General features: G+C 31.7%; 18 protein-coding genes and 1 pseudogene. 8 read left to right on the top strand and 11 right to left on the bottom strand.

Annotation, left to right across the window (positions count from 1 at the left end):
• Positions 1-4: 4 nt before the first annotated feature.
• The 3 genes from AD998_02015 (at position 5) to AD998_02005 (ending at position 3,486) form a co-directional block, all read left to right on the top strand.
• Positions 5-364, top strand: a complete 360-nt coding sequence (locus AD998_02015; protein KOY85089.1) for a hypothetical protein — start codon at positions 5-7, stop codon at positions 362-364.
• 180 nt (positions 365-544) lie between these two features.
• Complete coding sequence (locus AD998_02010; protein KOY85088.1) at positions 545-2,890, top strand: hypothetical protein; 2,346 nt, start codon at positions 545-547, stop codon at positions 2,888-2,890.
• Positions 2,890-3,486: a hypothetical protein gene (locus AD998_02005; protein KOY85087.1), complete on the top strand. Its 597-nt coding sequence runs from the start codon at positions 2,890-2,892 to the stop codon at positions 3,484-3,486. The genes AD998_02010 and AD998_02005 overlap by 1 nt, the downstream gene beginning before the upstream one ends.
• On the opposite strand, the gene AD998_02000 is transcribed toward AD998_02005, so the two are convergent.
• The 7 genes and pseudogenes from AD998_02000 to AD998_01970 all read right to left on the bottom strand — a co-directional run bounded on the left by AD998_02000 (position 3,479) and on the right by AD998_01970 (position 7,269).
• Positions 3,479-4,393: a hypothetical protein gene (locus tag AD998_02000; GenBank protein ID KOY85086.1), complete on the bottom strand. Its 915-nt coding sequence runs from the start codon at positions 4,391-4,393 to the stop codon at positions 3,479-3,481. The two genes, AD998_02005 and AD998_02000, sit on opposite strands and share 8 nt — an antisense overlap.
• Positions 4,394-4,558: 165 nt before the next feature.
• Positions 4,559-4,759 (bottom strand): annotated as a pseudogene (locus AD998_01995) (hypothetical protein).
• A 71-nt stretch (positions 4,760-4,830) separates the two neighbouring features.
• Positions 4,831-5,034, bottom strand: coding sequence for a hypothetical protein (locus tag AD998_01990; GenBank protein ID KOY85085.1), 204 nt, complete (start codon positions 5,032-5,034; stop codon positions 4,831-4,833).
• The gene (locus AD998_01985) at positions 5,009-5,989 is read right to left on the bottom strand and encodes a hypothetical protein (GenBank protein ID KOY85084.1); all 981 of its coding nucleotides are present in this window, start codon (positions 5,987-5,989) and stop codon (positions 5,009-5,011) included. Before AD998_01985 ends, AD998_01990 begins: the two co-directional genes overlap by 26 nt.
• A complete protein-coding gene (locus AD998_01980; GenBank protein KOY85083.1) occupies positions 5,970-6,704 on the bottom strand; it encodes a hypothetical protein in 735 nt (244 codons plus the stop codon). The genes AD998_01985 and AD998_01980 overlap by 20 nt, the downstream gene beginning before the upstream one ends.
• Positions 6,692-7,006, bottom strand: a complete 315-nt coding sequence (locus tag AD998_01975) for a hypothetical protein (GenBank protein ID KOY85082.1) — start codon at positions 7,004-7,006, stop codon at positions 6,692-6,694. Before AD998_01975 ends, AD998_01980 begins: the two co-directional genes overlap by 13 nt.
• Positions 7,007-7,041: 35 nt before the next feature.
• On the bottom strand, positions 7,042-7,269 hold the full coding sequence (locus AD998_01970; GenBank protein KOY85081.1) for a hypothetical protein: 228 nt from the start codon (positions 7,267-7,269) through the stop codon (positions 7,042-7,044).
• 151 nt (positions 7,270-7,420) lie between these two features.
• Here AD998_01970 and AD998_01965 point away from each other — a divergent pair, with 151 nt between their 5' ends.
• From AD998_01965 to AD998_01945, 5 genes are all read left to right on the top strand, one after another.
• Positions 7,421-8,137 carry a hypothetical protein gene (locus AD998_01965; GenBank protein KOY85080.1) on the top strand — a complete coding sequence of 239 codons (717 nt, stop codon included), beginning with the start codon at positions 7,421-7,423 and terminating at the stop codon, positions 8,135-8,137.
• 31 nt (positions 8,138-8,168) lie between these two features.
• The gene (locus tag AD998_01960; GenBank protein KOY85079.1) at positions 8,169-9,860 is read left to right on the top strand and encodes a hypothetical protein; all 1,692 of its coding nucleotides are present in this window, start codon (positions 8,169-8,171) and stop codon (positions 9,858-9,860) included.
• A gap of 5 nt (positions 9,861-9,865) precedes the next feature.
• On the top strand, positions 9,866-10,495 hold the full coding sequence (locus AD998_01955) for a hypothetical protein (protein ID KOY85078.1): 630 nt from the start codon (positions 9,866-9,868) through the stop codon (positions 10,493-10,495).
• A gap of 303 nt (positions 10,496-10,798) precedes the next feature.
• Positions 10,799-12,781 carry a hypothetical protein gene (locus tag AD998_01950; GenBank protein ID KOY85077.1) on the top strand — a complete coding sequence of 661 codons (1,983 nt, stop codon included), beginning with the start codon at positions 10,799-10,801 and terminating at the stop codon, positions 12,779-12,781.
• A gap of 2 nt (positions 12,782-12,783) precedes the next feature.
• Complete coding sequence (locus tag AD998_01945) at positions 12,784-13,665, top strand: hypothetical protein (protein KOY85076.1); 882 nt, start codon at positions 12,784-12,786, stop codon at positions 13,663-13,665.
• A 26-nt stretch (positions 13,666-13,691) separates the two neighbouring features.
• Here AD998_01945 and AD998_01940 read toward each other — a convergent pair whose 3' ends face one another.
• The 4 genes from AD998_01940 to AD998_01925 are packed head-to-tail and all read right to left on the bottom strand — an operon-like array spanning position 13,692 to position 16,676.
• Positions 13,692-14,327, bottom strand: a complete 636-nt coding sequence (locus AD998_01940; protein ID KOY85075.1) for a hypothetical protein — start codon at positions 14,325-14,327, stop codon at positions 13,692-13,694.
• A 2-nt stretch (positions 14,328-14,329) separates the two neighbouring features.
• Complete coding sequence (locus AD998_01935; protein KOY85074.1) at positions 14,330-14,971, bottom strand: hypothetical protein; 642 nt, start codon at positions 14,969-14,971, stop codon at positions 14,330-14,332.
• Positions 14,971-16,200 (bottom strand): hypothetical protein, encoded by a 1,230-nt coding sequence (locus AD998_01930; protein ID KOY85073.1) that lies wholly within the window; start codon positions 16,198-16,200, stop codon positions 14,971-14,973. Before AD998_01930 ends, AD998_01935 begins: the two co-directional genes overlap by 1 nt.
• 20 nt (positions 16,201-16,220) lie before the next feature.
• The gene (locus tag AD998_01925; protein KOY85072.1) at positions 16,221-16,676 is read right to left on the bottom strand and encodes a hypothetical protein; all 456 of its coding nucleotides are present in this window, start codon (positions 16,674-16,676) and stop codon (positions 16,221-16,223) included.
• Positions 16,677-16,779: the final 103 nt, after the last annotated feature.

Below are 16,779 nucleotides of genomic sequence, written 5' to 3'. Positions count from 1 at the left end.
TTTTATGAACGATAATAAAGAGTTCTCTAAAGAAGATTTAAAGAACCAAACAGCCTTCACAAAAGAAGAGTTAGAGTGCTTGGAAAAAGAATACGGTACTTTGACTATTTTAGAACTGACAAAGAAAAATTCTGAAGAAAAACATGTTTTTTGCTTCAAAGAAATCAATAAAAAGATTCTTAAGTCTGCCAACGCAAAGATGTCACAATCTAAGATTGCAAGTGATTTTATAGATGTTGTATTAGAAAGTACCATTATTAATGGCAAAGAATTACTTGATGATGCAAAAATTTACTGGGCTCTTCAGGGTAAGATGGATGAATTCCTAAATGATTACTCTGTTGAAGTAGTAAAAAAAAGATAGAATATTATAAAGACCTCATTGAAAAAGACTACCTCAGCCAAATGGAAACACAGCTGAGGTATTATTTTAAATACACTCGCCAAGAAGTAGAAGATTTAAGTGATGATGAGTTTTTTGCTGAATGTGCAAGACTCGCATGGGTAAGAGAAACCGAAGCAACATCAAATCCTTTTTTGAAAAATGTCAGCAACCTTTGAATTATTATTGAAGTTACAAGACATGGTTTCTGGACCCGTTGGTCGTATGATCAATATGTTAGATGGATTAGGAACAGGTGTTACAAGAACTAATAGAACATTTTCTTCTTTTGGAAATACCATGTCTTCAACATTTAATAAAATGTTAGAGGGAGCATTGGCTATCAATATTTTAGATAGAACTTTCGATACATTATCAGATGGATTTAATAAGCTAATGGCTCCATCCATGAGTTTTGATGCTCAAATGAGTGAGTTAAAAGCTGTTGCAGAACCTACATCACAAGAATTTGATACCCTTAGAAATAAAGCTCTACAACTAGGGAGAGATACTAAGTTTTCTGCAACAGAGGCTTCTATGGGACTTACAGAATTAGCAAAAGCAGGTTTTACAGCTTCTGATGCTACAAAAGCAATAGATAGTGTATTGAGTTTAGCTGCAGCATCAGGCATGGAGCTTGGTAGATCATCTGAGATTGTAGCTAATAATATGGCTGCTTTTACATTACCAGCAGAACAAGCAAGTCGAGTTTCTGATGTATTTGCAAAAACCGTGAATCTAAGTACAGTTGGCATGGAAGACATGGCTGAAGCAATGAAATACATTGCTCCTACAGCAAATGCTCTTGGTATGTCGATTGAAGAAACTTCTGGAATCATTGGTATTTTGGGTGATTATGGCATGAAAGGTAGTATAGCCACCAGAGCTTTAGGAACGTCTCTACAAAGATTTTCAAAACCAACAGACCAAATGTTGGATAAAATGAAAGAATTAGGTTTTTCAGTATTTGACAGCACAGGCACATTCAAAGGAATGTCTAGTGTGATAGAAGAGTTATCAGCAAAAACGGCAAACTTCACACAAGAGCAAAAAATGTCAGCTGTAGCTACATTATTTGGATCAGAAGCATCAGGAGAAATTCTTACACTCCTAAATGCACAAAAGAAGCTACAAATATCTGCTTTAAATGAAGAACAACAGGAAAGATTGAAAACTCTTGTTGGTGTCGAGGCTTACAATCAAGCTCTTTCAGGATCAGGAGAAATTATTTTAAAAGGTGCTGATGCCTTAAAAGGATATACTGCTGTATTAGAGGGTGCAGGAGGAGCAGCTGATAAAATGGCAAAAACTATGATTGATAATCTCAAAGGAGATGTTACAATTTTAAGTAGTAGCTGGGAGGGGTTGTTAATCAGAATGGGTGATAGTTCTGGTGGTTTTATGAGAAATTTGGTGCAAAGTATTACAGATATAGTTAACTCTATATCAAGTAATTTTGCATTGATTGACAGTATTTTTAGTTCTTTAGGGAATGCTCTTTCTCCCATATTTGATGCAATATCTAATGGCTTTGGCTCTTTAGGAGGCTCAGGAAATACTACTAAACTAATTATGGAAGGCTTGGCAGGTATTATCAAGAATGTTGTTGCCCCATCCATATCATTTTTATCTACACTTTTATCTCCTTTGGTTGAGGGACTTGCAATGATGGCTCGTTGGGTTGCAGATAACAGTAGTTGGCTGAGTGTCTTAGCAGGTATTTATGGAACTGTTATTGCATTACAATGGGCGTGGAATCTTGCTTTAACAGCAAATCCTATTGGATTAATCATTGCTGCATTAGCCACATTAATAGGTTTGCTAAAAATGGCTTATGATAATTCTGAAACTGTTAGAATTGTTTTTGATGCCATTGGAATGGCTGGAAAAGTAGCATTTGAAGCAATAGCCAGTGCAATTGATTGGGTTTGGGATAAAATTATGGGGTTTGTTAATACTCTCAAAGAAGTTTATGGAGCTATCCAAGATATTATAGGTACAAGTGAGAAGGTAGAAAATGCTACGGGAATAGCAAACTCTGTTCTTTCAGCAAGCCAAAATTCTACTGGTTCTGGAGGTGACGTTGATTTGTCATTTTTAACCAATAAGGCTTCAACTGTATTTGATGGTGCAAAGTCTTTGTTTAATATGGCAACTGATGAGAACAGTACAATTGGCAAAAGTGTATCTTTTGTAAAAGACATGTTTTCTCCAACAAAAGTACCAGCATTAAATATTCCAACAAGTGCATCGTCACTAGGTTCATCTTTATCGTCATCAAGATTGACTCCTAATGACTCTGTAAAGAAGGGAATAGACACTATTAGTGCTGGCGGTAATAAACAACTCCATGTAACAGTAAATATTTCCAAAGTACAAGCGTCAGAGAGAATCGAAGTTTCAGGTGCTGATACTTCAAATAAAGGTATTGATGATTTGGAAACAAAAATAGTTACAACTTTGACAAGGGCTATAAATGGTTCTATTCAACTTCAAACATCTTACTAATGGCTATAAATGAAGTAAAATATAATCTTAAAGATATTTACCAATCTGTTTTTGGATTAAAAGCCATACCATATCCTTTGCTTGTTGAAGAAAATGGATATTTCAAAAATCCGTTTGATGGTGATAGACTACAAAATATTATTGATAGCGTAATAGGAAATAAGCCAAGTGCTTATAGTGGGCAAGTGATGAATAAAGTTGTTTTAAATGATATAGAACTAGCCAATGAGCCTTTAATTGATTTAGGATTACGTAAAAATATAGTCTTCACAGATATGGTTAAATACCAAGGTACTGTGAAAGAAAGTATGGGACTAAAAGATTGGTCAGTTACAATTAGAGGAGTTATCATTGGTGAAAATGAAGATAGCTATCCAATAGATGAACTAAATAATTTAAGGAAAATCTGTGAAACTGAAGATGTTGTTGAAGTTCTATGTGAATATTTGAATATTTTTGATATTTTCTATCTTGCAATAGAAGACTTACAACTACCTGCTTTTGAAGGTGCAAAACATATACAACCATATGAAATAAAAGCCTTTAGTGACCGAATAACAGAGTTAATCATCCGAGAAGATGAAGAATTTATATAATTGGTGGATTAGTATTCAATGCTTTATTTTTAATTTTCTCAAAAACATCTTCATTCCCCATTAAAAAAATGGGGATATTTTTGTTTTTATCAGCTAGGACAATTCCCTCAAAAATAAAATTTTTTCCATTATATCTGATGATACTCTTTTCAAGAGCCATCTCTACTATTTCAGTTACTTCCATTAAAAACCTCTCACCTGGTACAACATCCATTTCAAATTCCATTCCTTCAAAATCCATAGCAATTTTATTCTTCTTTAAGAAGATACTTAATCGAAATCCATCAGCAAGGAACTTAGTTCTATTGGCTATTTTAGTAAGATATAATTTTATTGAAAAGAAACGAGAGAAGTAGTTTTCTCCATAGGAATATACTCCACCATTTGGTGCATTTCTGAACTGATTTGTTACAATACATGCTGTATTTGTGTATCTAATGGTATTATTGATGGATTCTATTTCTTTGACAATAGCTTTGATATTTAACGAAGCATGCTTTGACCCATATCCTTTTTCATAAGAAATGGCTGCTATGCTATCTATAATCAGTAAATCCACAACTTTAGAGAGTAATAAGTCCTTAACAGCATGGAAATCACAGAATATAGTTCTTTCTTTGGATAAGTTAAATTTATGAGCCATAAGCAAACAATCTTCACTATCCACTATGACTACTATACCGTCATTTTTTTGTATTTCCTGAGCTGCTTGTAAGCATAGTGTTGTTCTACCTGTTGTTTCCCAACCTACTATTTCAGTAATTTTACCACGAGGAAAGCCTCCAAGCAAGTATTTGTCTAATGCTGAAGATCCTGATGGGATATGTCTTTTGGGAATGTTTGTTGCAACAAAAACAGGTAGTCCTGCCTCCTGCAATTTTAAGGCTATATCAGATGCCTTCTTCATGTATTTTTCTTGGGAAAAAAGTATGTTAGTTTGTAAAATTTGTGAGGAGTAATTTTATTTTTTTTCTGAGTCTTTCATTTTCAACCATTTTTTTTCAAAATCCTCAAATGTTTTTGCTACGATGACAATACAGTTATTTTTATAAGCTTGTAGAAGAAAATCTTTTTGATCTTGAGAAAGAGTGTCTTTCCCAGTTTTTACTTCTACATAAATAGCCTTACCATCACTTTTTCGGTAACCCATAATATCACTTACTCCTCTTTTTGATAAAGGATTTTGTATATATCGCTTCCTTTTTTCATCCCAAATACCAGCATTATTCTGCCTCCAAGCAACACAACCAGATTTGTTTAGATAATAAACAATTGCTCTGGTTGTTTCGGAGGTAGTTGCAGGTTTTATGGACTCAATAGTAAGTTGTATGGGTTTTAGTGCCATTAGTCAAATAATTCTGGTTGCTCTATTTTATCAGCATTATTATATTCTTCATCCAAATCAATATCTCCTTCAAAATCATATCTTATGACAAGTTTATCCAGAGAGTCTTGTATTTCTTTTTTTACTTCATTGATTTGTTTGGCTTCAGCCTTAATTTTATTTAGTTCAAGGTTTTTGTCAGCTATTGCTTGGCTTAATTTCATATATGTAGGGGTTTAAAATTTTTTCGACATCATTGTTCATTATAAAATCTTGGAATAAAAGAGATTTTGCTCTATTGATTTTGGCATTTTCGCTTGGAGGCTTTATAGTTTTTTTTACAAAATTTTTAAATTCAGTTTCTGCTTGTTTTAGTAGCATTGAGTTTGCACTTATCATGGCTGCTGTTTTATCACTATCAGAGTATTGCAGAATTTTCTTTCTATCTAGGAAATCATAATAAACATTAGCCAGTATATTCATGAATCCAAAATCAATATACTCTCCTATTTCTCTGCATTTTTTCCAGTGATCTATAACAGTCTTGAAACTTTCTTTATCTTGTTCTTCTTGACTAATAGTTTTTGGAACATCTATTACTTTTTTTCGAGGTTTAGCATAATCTCTACGATCTGAACCAACAAGTGGGATCATATTGCACATCTCTTTTAATCTGCTCCAAATACGAGGGTTGTATTCTTTTTCGATTTGCTCTACAGTAAGATTGGTTGTAAAATGAGTTTTGATTCCATTATCAATAAATTTCTCATATCTATACATTACAATTTCTTCAAAAACATTTGTTTGATTTCCCCATCTTTTCACATCTTCTTTATCAAAAAGACCTATATCATCAACCAATAAATCTTTTTGGTTGTATTTCTCAAGTGAAGATGCACCTTGTTCGATATAGTTATTTGCAAGAGCATTAATATGAAGTATAGAAAAAGTTTTTTTGTCTTTGTATAGCATAAATCTTTGCCATATCCGCATTAGAAGCGTTTTACCCGTACCAACAGGACCCAATAACATAAGACCTTTACCCAAATCAAAGAAGTCATTGTAGTTATGAAATTTCTCATCCTGCATGAAATAAGCATTCAAGCACTTAATTTCATTCTCATTATTTTTATCAATATCATATCCATCAACAAAATCTTTAGTTACTTGGAGAAACATTTTTAATTCCGACGAATTGGCTACTAGTGTATTCATCTTGTTTGGTTGTTAATGCTGACCTTTGTTTTTGGTTTGTTATAATTATTTCATCAAGATACTTCTGTTCTGAGAGGTATTTGAGTGGGTTTGGACGAAACTGTTTTTCCGTATTTTTTGCAAATTCTCTTGCATGGGTAATGGCTTTGTTTTGATTCTCCTCCGACATCTTATCCCATTGTATTTGGGTGGCAGATTTTCCGATATTTTTATCATAGATTTTCCAAAAAATTTCAAATGATTCTGTATTAGGCTGCTCTTCTGAAGTATGCAAATTGCATGTTTGCTTTTCTGTATCGTTTTTTTTTTGAGTATTAGATATTTGATTTTCATATCTAGTTTTTACATTTTCTGGATGCTCTAAAAGATGTTCCAAATGCTCAAAATCAAACTTATAATGTAATAGATTTCTCAGTTCTCGTTTCTCAAATACTATTTTTCTCTTTTCAAATAGTATGTTATTCTCTTTTAGTAGTTTTCTTACAACTTTTTGTTTTGTTTCCTTTAAACCTGTTTCCTTATATATCTCTTCTTGTCCTTTATAAATCCAACCATCTATGTCTTTTTGTTTGCCAGTCCAATATTCGAACTGACTCAGGAAGACAGCCACCTCAACGCTATCAAATAGAATTGCATAGTCTGGGCAGTAGGCTATTCTCTTCCTTTTCATCGATTGCATACTCTTCTGATTTTCTTATTTTCGCTATACCATTTTTGGACTTCGGATGCTAAATACTTATTAGGGCTGCTTTTAATATAAGGCATCCCTTGTTTACGGTATAGAGCAAGTGTAGAGGGTGTACAATTTAATAATTGACAAACCTGCTCTCCACTGATGTATTGCTCTTTAAACCCTAAATTCTTAACCATATCTGGCAAATCCTCTCTAAGAACTTCCCTAACTTGGTTTGCAAAGTCTTTATCAGTTTTGATGCAATTCCAAATCCTATTTTTTATGTATTCATCGCTTAATTCCAGCATAACAAGTATTTACTTGTAAAAATTGATAAAAAAATTTAGTTTTCTTTTGGACCGTACTCTTCAGCGACTTCAAGAAGAAGTCTTGCTATTTTCAAATTACATGTTTTTCCACTTTTAGTATTCTGAATTTGAAAATCTGAAATGTATTTACCACTCTCTTTTAGCTTTTGTCTTACATATTTAATGTAATTACGAGGCATTCTACCTTTGATTTTTTCGAGAATATTTTCATATTCTTCCTGTGCTTTTGTTTTCTGTTCCATACATATATTAAAAAACTTGTAAAAACTTGTAATTACTTGTAAAATGTTGCTACATTTGCAAATAGAACCTATGCAAACATAATCAACATAAAGAGAAAAAACAAGTATTTACTTGTAATTTTATTCAAAATACTCAAACATCATTAAAATTATGGATAAAACAATACAAACCATCAATGACAGAGTAGAAAAGTTGATGAATATTGAAAACCTCAACATCAATACTTTGGCTTTAGCATTGGGTTATAAAAACAACACCACTATTTATGATATAATTAAAGGCAAACTTATAAAAGGCACAGACCAAAGAAAGAAGACTAAACCAGGGCGAATTATTCTTGAAAAAATATGTAAAACATTTGGTGTACGATATGAATGGCTTGTTGAAGGTAAAGAACCTATGTTTGAATCTCAAGATAGAAACCTAAAGAGCTTAGATATCAAACTTATTGAATTACCATTCATAGATTTTTATGCTTCAGCATCTTTTAGAAATGATTCTGGTGTTGGATTAGATCGTATCACTCAGAAAAAGAAGAAGATTATCAAGTTTGAAGAAGATGAATATTATAAAGGTACTGTTCTTATTCAAACCATGGGTGATAGTATGGAACCATCTCTCAATAGTGGTAGTACCCTACTTGGAAGAATCGTAGAAAAGGAAAATTGGAAGTATGTAGGAAATGCTATTTATGCAGTATTTTTTGCAGGCAGATATGAAGTAAAAAGGATTGTAGAGAATAATTTTGCTGATGGTTATTTAATGCTGATTGCTGATAATCCAGAACATGGGAAACAAAAAGTAAACATACAAGATATTACTGATATACTCAAAATAGAAGAAATTGTACGTTCAAAAGTTTTTTAAAAAATAACCATTTAACTAAAACTATTTATCAATGACAAAACCTATTTTAGCCTTTTTATTGGCTTTGGTGTTTTTTGCGTCTTGTAGGAAACCGCAAGAAATGAAGCCTCAAACCTCAACCCAGCAAACTCAACTTCAAAATGACTTAATTGTAGCTGCCCAAGAGTGGTTCAAAGTTGTTCAAACTAATTACAAAAAAAATGCTTCTTTGGGTAGAAGTGTCAATCTCCAAGATTTACCTTGGATGCCTCAATGGGGCAAAGCCAAATTTTATCCAATTTCAGAAGAAGAAACACTCGTACTTATTCCTGTTTGGCGTTATGCTGATGTAGGTTACAACCCAAATTTCGGTTTTGCAAGACGCTTGAAGATTATTGTAAACCATACCAAACAAACTATGACTGGTGTCATTGCTGAAATGATAATGGAAAAAAGCACTTTAGAACGCTATCAAGATGATATGTTTTATTATGCTCACATGCAGATGTTACAAGGTAACAAAGGGAAATTTGTGTATTATGAGCTTGCTGTGGATAATCCTTTGTACCTTTTAACCAGTATCAATCCAAACCAAAAAGGGAACGAATGTCAAGGAGATGAACACCCCACAAAACTCTTTACAATCTATGTAACATTCGCTGATGTGTGTATGGTTTTCTATACTGATGGTTGTACACAATGGGTTGAATTTGATGATTGTGGTACCGGTGGTGGTGGTGGATTAAATCCTGTTAATACTACTCCACCTGTGGTAACCATTCCAAATATACCTCCATTGAATTTGGGGAATTTTCCTGGCATGTTACCTACACTCATCCCTATCAATAGCCCTATTAATTTACCTCCAATACCCTCACCTACACCTTGGCTACCTTGGTTGAGTTATCCAGTTGGTGGAGGAGATTATGGTGGTGGCTATCCCATTGACCCAGGGAGCAATGTATTAGTACCTGAAAATCCTCTCACACCAGAAGACCAAAGAGTTTTAGACCAATTAGATAAAATTACAGAACGTTATGGATTATTGGTAAATGCACCCAATAACCCTGCGGGCTATATCGAAATGTATAAAATAGAAGGACAAGATAGGCTACAATTGGCACGCAGTTTGGATAAAATTATCAAATCGCATCCTGCTTATAAAAATATGTATAATTTGTTTATCTCTAAAAATATAAAAATTACTTGGCAATTAAATCTTAGAGCAGTGAGTAATGGTGATGCTAAAGCTACTATTAAAGAAGATAATATAAGAAGGACTAACTATATTATCTTCAAATATGCAAGTACACTCAAACGAGAAGATATTTTTGCAGAAGAATTGATACATATCTTACAATTGGATAAATTGGGAGCACCTTTTGAAGTACCTTCGCATCAGCGTGTATGTATTGAGTTTGAAGCCAAAGCTACTGTTGCAATGCTTTCCAAAAATGGTTCAGGTATTTATATGTATGGACTTTTTGATGAACAAAATATTTATAAAACTACTAATCCTGAAAGATGGGATGCTGTACAAGCTTTTAAAGATGATTTTAAAGATTTCAATAGATTTGAAGCAGGTACAATTTTACCTAAAAACAGAAATCAAATGGATTGGACAACCTTTATGAGTTTACTTGCCAAATACAAAGAATTAGCACCACCCTCTTATAATTTTACAGGCACTTATGATGCCAGTAGCTGGCAATGGGCAATTATGTTTGAACTTTTTAACTACTAAACTATATGAAAAAAATATTGATATTATTGGCGTTGATTGCATTTCAGGCAAATGCTCAAATTCCCACTTCTAATTTTACGGTCAATGGGCAAACTTTCTTAGTAAAAAATTTATCAAATACTTTGGTCATTACTAATAGTCAAAGCCCTATCAAATCAGGTGAAATCGTTCCCACAGGAAATGCGGATAATGAATGTTATAATCAACTTATAAAAAATGATTTTTATAGATTTTTTTATAGAAAAGAAGACTTTTTGAGATTTTATAATATTTTAAGAGAAGTTTTCCCCAGCAGAAGAATTCTACAATTTGGCTCTAATAAAACGATTGATTTTGAATTTCAAATAAGTACACAAGGAAGGTTATTAGAAATAAAATATCAATTTGCAAAGACTTTGCCCATCACCACCCAAGAAATAGCTCTTTTGGATAAAAGACTTAAAGAAAGTATGTCTTTCACTCTAAAACCCAACAATATTTGTATTGTAAATGGGCATACAGTTTTTAGTTATGATTGGGATATGCGTTTTGAGCAAATTCATGATTCTTTTGGTCATGGGCAAGGCGAAGAATGGGAATATCATGATGATAAATTACGAAGAATGATAGATGATGGTGAAGACCCAAGAAATTAAAGATTAAAGTTTTCATAGTTATAGTTGTAAAGACTCTACCAAATTGGTAGAGTTTTTATTTATATCTCCTATTTTTTACAAAATCAATAAATGTTGCAACATTTAATTTTGACGCTTTTGAAAAATTTTACTCAAAATATTACATTATAATTTAAACATACAAACCTTTATTTTATTCCCAAAACTACTATTTCTATTCTAAAATCTTCTCAAAAAATTATTTTATTACACCATGCAAAAATCAGGGATTCCCTGATGTGTGAGTCTTTTTTATTACTTAAATTGTGAAAAATTTTGTCTTTTATGGAGTTCAATTTAAAAAAGAAAGTAGCAGATTTACAACTAAGACCAAGTGAGTACTTATTACCACTTTTTGAGGTAATAGTTAATTCTATTCATTCTATAATAGAGTCAAAAAGACCTGATGGTAGAATAATGGTGGAAATAAAAAGAAATATTGTTCAACAAGGTGCTATTTTTGAGGAAAATCCAGAATTAGGTTATATTGAAGGTTTCAATGTTACAGATAATGGCATTGGTTTTAATAAGGATAACTTTAAATCTTTTAATACAGCTTATACAGATTACAAACTAAAACATGGTTGTAAAGGTATAGGTAGATTTCTTGTTTTAAAAGCTTTTAAAGAAATGTATATAGATAGCACATATTCTGAAAAAAACACATTAAAACATAGAGAAATATCTTTCACATTAGATAATGAAGTAAAAGTTTTATCAGAGAATGGTATCTTGCCTCAAAATATAGAAACAAAGATTGAGCTCAGAGCCTATTTGCCAGAATATAGGTCTAAAACATCTTTAGAAACAGTTGCAGACAAATTGTTAGAACATTGTTTAATATTTTTTATCACAAGGAAAGCCCCATTAATTATAATAGAAGATGAAGGAAAACAAATAAATTTAACAAGTCTTTTTGACACTAAAATGTCTTTTGAAGGTTTGATGGACAATTTTAAAATAGGAGATAATAATTTTGACGTATACTACATAAAAGAATATGATAAAAAAGGTAATACACACAAAGTACATTATTGTGCTGATGATAGAGAAGCATTGACTAAAAATGTAAATAGTTTTGTGCCAAGTTTTATTAGAAGTCTAACAGATGAAGTACAAGGAGAATATTATCTTTCCATATATATAACATCTAAATATCTGGATACTCATGTAAATTCAGAAAGGACTAAATTTCCTATACCCATCAAAGAAATTGATGAAGATTTAGCATCACCCATTTCAATGGAAAGAATAAATAACGAAATAAAAAAATCAATATATAAACATTTTGAAAATGATTTAAAAGAAACAGAAGAAAATGTATTGAATGATTATCAGGAATTTATAAAAAATAAAGCTCCAGAATATCGCCATTTGATACAGCTACTAGACCAACATTTAGATAAACTTTCAGTGGATGCGGATGGTGATAAAAAGGATATGATTCTCCATCAAATCAATCATGAATATGAAAAAAAACAAAAAATAAAAGTTGAAACTTTATTGCATCAAGAGATAGACCCTAAAAACCCAGAAAAATACACAGATGCACTAATAGAAGTTTTACAAAGTGAACAGGATTTTTCATATGCTAAATTAGCAAACTATTTAGTTAGGAGAAAAACCATAATTAAAATGTTTGAAAAACTCTTAGAAATAAAAGAATCAGGTAGCTACGAACTTGAAAGACACATTCATAGCTTGATTTTTCCTATGAAAAAAGATAGCAATAATATTACATATAATGAGCATAATTTGTGGATGTTAGATGAAAGACTTGTTTTTCATACATATGTGGCATCAGATATGGAATTTAAAAAAATGTCAGAAGGTGTAATTCAAGATGATGATAAGCCGGATTTAATAATTTTTGATAAACCATTCGTTTACAGCGAAGATAATGAATATTCATCAATTATAATTTTTGAATTTAAAAGACCTGGCAGACGAGATAATGATGTATTGAAGCAAGTACAAGATTATATTAGCAAAATATGTGATAATATTTTACAAAATTATAAAGGAAGACCTGTTAAAATAAAACAAACCACACCAATTTACTGCTATATTGTTTGTGATTTGGATGATAAATTAGAAAAAGCCCTACGCAGAAATAATAATTTTAAAAAAACTCCAGAGCAAGAAGGGCTTTTTTGTTATTTTGAGGATACTAATGCTTATGTTGAAATAATAACATATAATAAATTATTAAAAGATGTTGAAAAAAGACATAGTGCTTTCTTTAAAGAATTAGGTTTAAAATATTAGTTATGACTTTAAGACAGTTTGCTTATGTTGGTATTTTGTTAGGGCTAATTTTAGCCTGTTGGTATTTAATCTTTAGCAATTATTTTGGAGGTAATATAAAACAACCTGATATAGAAAAGATAAAAAATCTTCAACATTTTCTTTCAGGAGTTGTCGTTCCTATTTTTACATTTAGCACAACATTATTAGTGGTAGAAACCTTTAGAAATAACACCATCCAAAATATTTATACTAATGTTTTGAAGATGATAGATCAGAATAGGAAAATACTAGATGGAATCAACTGTGATACATCACATTTAGAAAATGGAGATATTACAAGCAAAGGAAAAGATTTTTTTGATGATATAGCAGGAAAAATTGCTGATACTTTTTCTGCTATAGAAACCAACAACACTAATGAAATTGATGAAGATTTAATTAAGAATATAAAAAGTACAGACCCGAAAGATGTTTTAATAACTATTTATGATTATTATTTCCATATTTATCAAAGTGATTTAGGTCACTACTTTAGAAACCTTTATCACTTAGTAAGATATATTGATAATGCTAACATTAAATTATATCATAAGAAGGAATTAGCGAAGATATTACGATCTCATCTTTCTAATTATGAATTACTATTATTGGCATATAATTGCCTCCATGATTATGGGCTATATTTTTTTAAGTATGTTGAAAAATATGACTTGCTAAAAAGTTTAAACAATGAATCTTCTTTGCCTCAAAGCTATAAAAAAAGAATTATAAATGATCTTCAAATTCTTACTAAAAGCTATCCTCACCTTAAGAAATTATGGGAAAATAATAATACAAAAGAGAGTTTTTGGGAAAAGATAACAAGAGTATTTTTCTCTAAGAGAGATTTTAATGAAAATTAGTCTTAAATTTTAGAAAATAGTTTCTACTAATCTTTAGGTAATAAATTCCCCCCAGTACCATCTGTCAGCATATTGAAAAAATCAATAGTTTGCTCATAAGCTTTCCAACCTTTTATTGTGGATGAGGTTCTTTCTGGAATAGGAATCAGACGATCTTTTATTTCTTCTTTTTGGCATCCCAAATCCACAATATATTTATCAATAATTTTCTCATCATCTATATGTTTGAAGAGTATCTCATTGAGGTATTCATAAAGATTTGTTTTAAGATTGGCTGGTAATGGTACTATATTTTTTACATTTTTCTCATTTTGATAATCAGGAACAAAATAATCTGAGCCAATATCCTCATCATCCCAAGCAGTATCATAGCTACCTTTCAATGTCTCAAATCCACTAAAAACTCCCATAAAACAAGGAACAAAAGTGATTTGGACTTTCATTGTTAATGTACCTGTTCTGAGGGTATTGGATAGATTTATTTCATGTTCAATAAAAGCATGGAAGGTATCCCCTACTTTTGCCTCTCTGGGTATTCTAAAAATGATTCCCTTTTTTCTGCTGTATCTTCCTACTACAAAGTGAGGCGTTTCTTGAATTACTTGAGAATAATCAAAAAGTACCTGAGGCAATTGAAGTGTTGTATAGTTTATAGTTGCCATAATCAGAATTGAATGTAATTTTGGAGTTTATTTTGATTTTTCATTTGCTTCAAGATGTCTATACACTCTTGAAGTCCTATTTCGATGAGAACATCATCCCTACTAAATGGAGGGACGATGTATATATCATGATTTTTTGATTTACTTACACCTACGATAGTATAGGATTGAAAATCATCAGCAAGAAAGTACCAAGCAGCTTGTCTATGGTAATCAAAAGCCATTACACTACTCAGAAAAGATTCATAAGATTCCGAAGCAGTAGTTTTATAGTCTAAACAGTGCAGACCATTTTCATCTTGATAAACCAAGTCTGTTTTGGCTTTGCATTTTACGGAACCAATCTCATCAAACTCTTGAGTCCAATAATACTCTTTCTCAACAGAGACTTTCTTTGAAATGATATGACCTAACTCTTGTCGGATTTTTTTAGCCATTTTCATGGCTTCAAATCTTTTATGAGGTTTTAGTTTATCAAACTCATCATTACTCTCCCCAGAAAGGAGAGCATGGAAAACGCTCCCAAATAGAAAATTTTGTTCTTTCTTTGCCAACTCCTCTTCCGTTTCAACTTTTCCATCTAAAAGTTTTTTCCACTCTCCTATCTTTGAATTGTTTATAGCCTTTTCTTCAAAGTATCCCATTACTTTTCTATGATTTCATAAGTAAGTTCACCACCATCCCACATAGCTCGCTCCAAACAAAGCTGTAAATCTTTCTCATTTGCCCATTCTATAATCTTCATTGCATTATCTTTATCCAGAACAGAAGCATCAAAATGTAAGTATCTTACGTCACCAAGCATTTTCTCAGCAATTTCTAAGGCTGCTATCATTTTTCGAGAAGTTGCTATCTGATTACTTTCAAATGGCAAACCGTCTATTTCTAATCCATCATCAGTAAATTTTACACCTGAAGGTAGATTTGCCATCTTGAGTTTAGATTCCTTTTCAGACTCAATAGATAGAACTAAAGCATGTGCTTGATCAGATTCTTTTTCATATCGTTCACATAGCTTATATTCCTCAGCCAACCTTCTTGCTTCATCTATTTTTTGATTAATAGTTTCTGATTCAGAGATTTCCTTTTGCATTTCTGCTAAAGCATTTTCTTTCACTTCAACATTGTTATTGAGCCATTCTGAAACCTCCATTCTTTCCATATTGAGATTTACCAGCTTTTGTTGTAATTCTGTAATCTTTTTGGAAACTTCATCAGATTCTACTTGAATAGTCTCTAATTTGGATTTCTTGTGAGAATAAGTTTGATTATGGGTAATGGCTTCTGCATATTTTTGTGATGCCTTGGCTATCTCTATTTTCTCTTTATTCACCAACTCCTCATCATAGGGTTTTATTCGAGATTGTTGGGTTTTAAGCCTTGTATTAGCTTCGGAACGAGCTTTATAAGCAGTCTCATATCTTTTATCTATATCTGTCAGATCGATTCCTGATATTTGCATCAGCATATCTCTACGTGGTTTGGGAGACATTGCCAAAAACTTATCAATATCGAATTCTAAACCTTTACCTGATAGTTTTTTGAATAATTGGGCAGCTGACAAATCAGTAGTATCATTGGAAACTATGTTTAGTTTTTGACCTACTTCATCAAAAGCATAATGGATAATTGAACCATCAGAAAGTTCAATTCTACAAAACCCTTGTCTTTCACCTTCTTTTAAAGGTTTGCTAGGTTGGTTCTTTGTGAGTAAATCTTGTAGCAATTTACCAATGGTAGTCTTACCTATACCATTTTTGCCCATAATCATAATATGAGCACCATTCAAGTCTATATTTGCTTCTTCAACAGCCTTGAAGTTTCTAATTTCGATTTTCTTTACATGCATAATAAAAAGAGGTTTAGCCCTCATTTCTGAGGGCTGGTGATAGACTAAGCTAATTTGAGATGCTTTACAGACCAAGTTTCAGAATCAAACTGATTTGTTTTATTTTTCACCTTTCCAAGATAAGTCACAAGAAGTGGAGTATTTGGTTGAACATTGTTATCAGCTAAAAGACCCAGTAATTTACGAGAAGAATTACATACTCGTTTTACTGTTGTTTTACCACCCTCTCCAACTACATTCTCAATAAAAAAAGCTGTTGGTAGCATAACTCTTTTGCTAGGATCATTAATGTCATTGACCTCTCTATCTTGGATTACAAGGAATAAGAGTTTTTTACACTCAAGAAGTGTTTTTGGTGACCAATAGTCTGATGCTAAATCAACATCAATAACCTCTGCATCATTAAGATTTTGGGCAATCTTCGCAATCTGCTCCAATGTTACAAATTGGCTTCCTACTTGTTGTAGTTCTGTTTTTTGTGATTCTTTTTCTTGTTCCATTTTTTTATTCTTTATGGTTTATAGCACAATTTTACAAGTAATTACTTGCAATTGCAAATCTTTAGAAGATTATTTTTTTACTTATTTTTGAAAATTTAGATAT

This window comes from bacterium 336/3, from assembly GCA_001281695.1.
Lineage (GTDB): Bacteria > Bacteroidota > Bacteroidia > Cytophagales > Thermonemataceae > Raineya.
The sequence above is the reverse complement of the archived record's forward strand: the minus strand, read 5'-3'. Positions and strand labels throughout refer to the sequence as shown.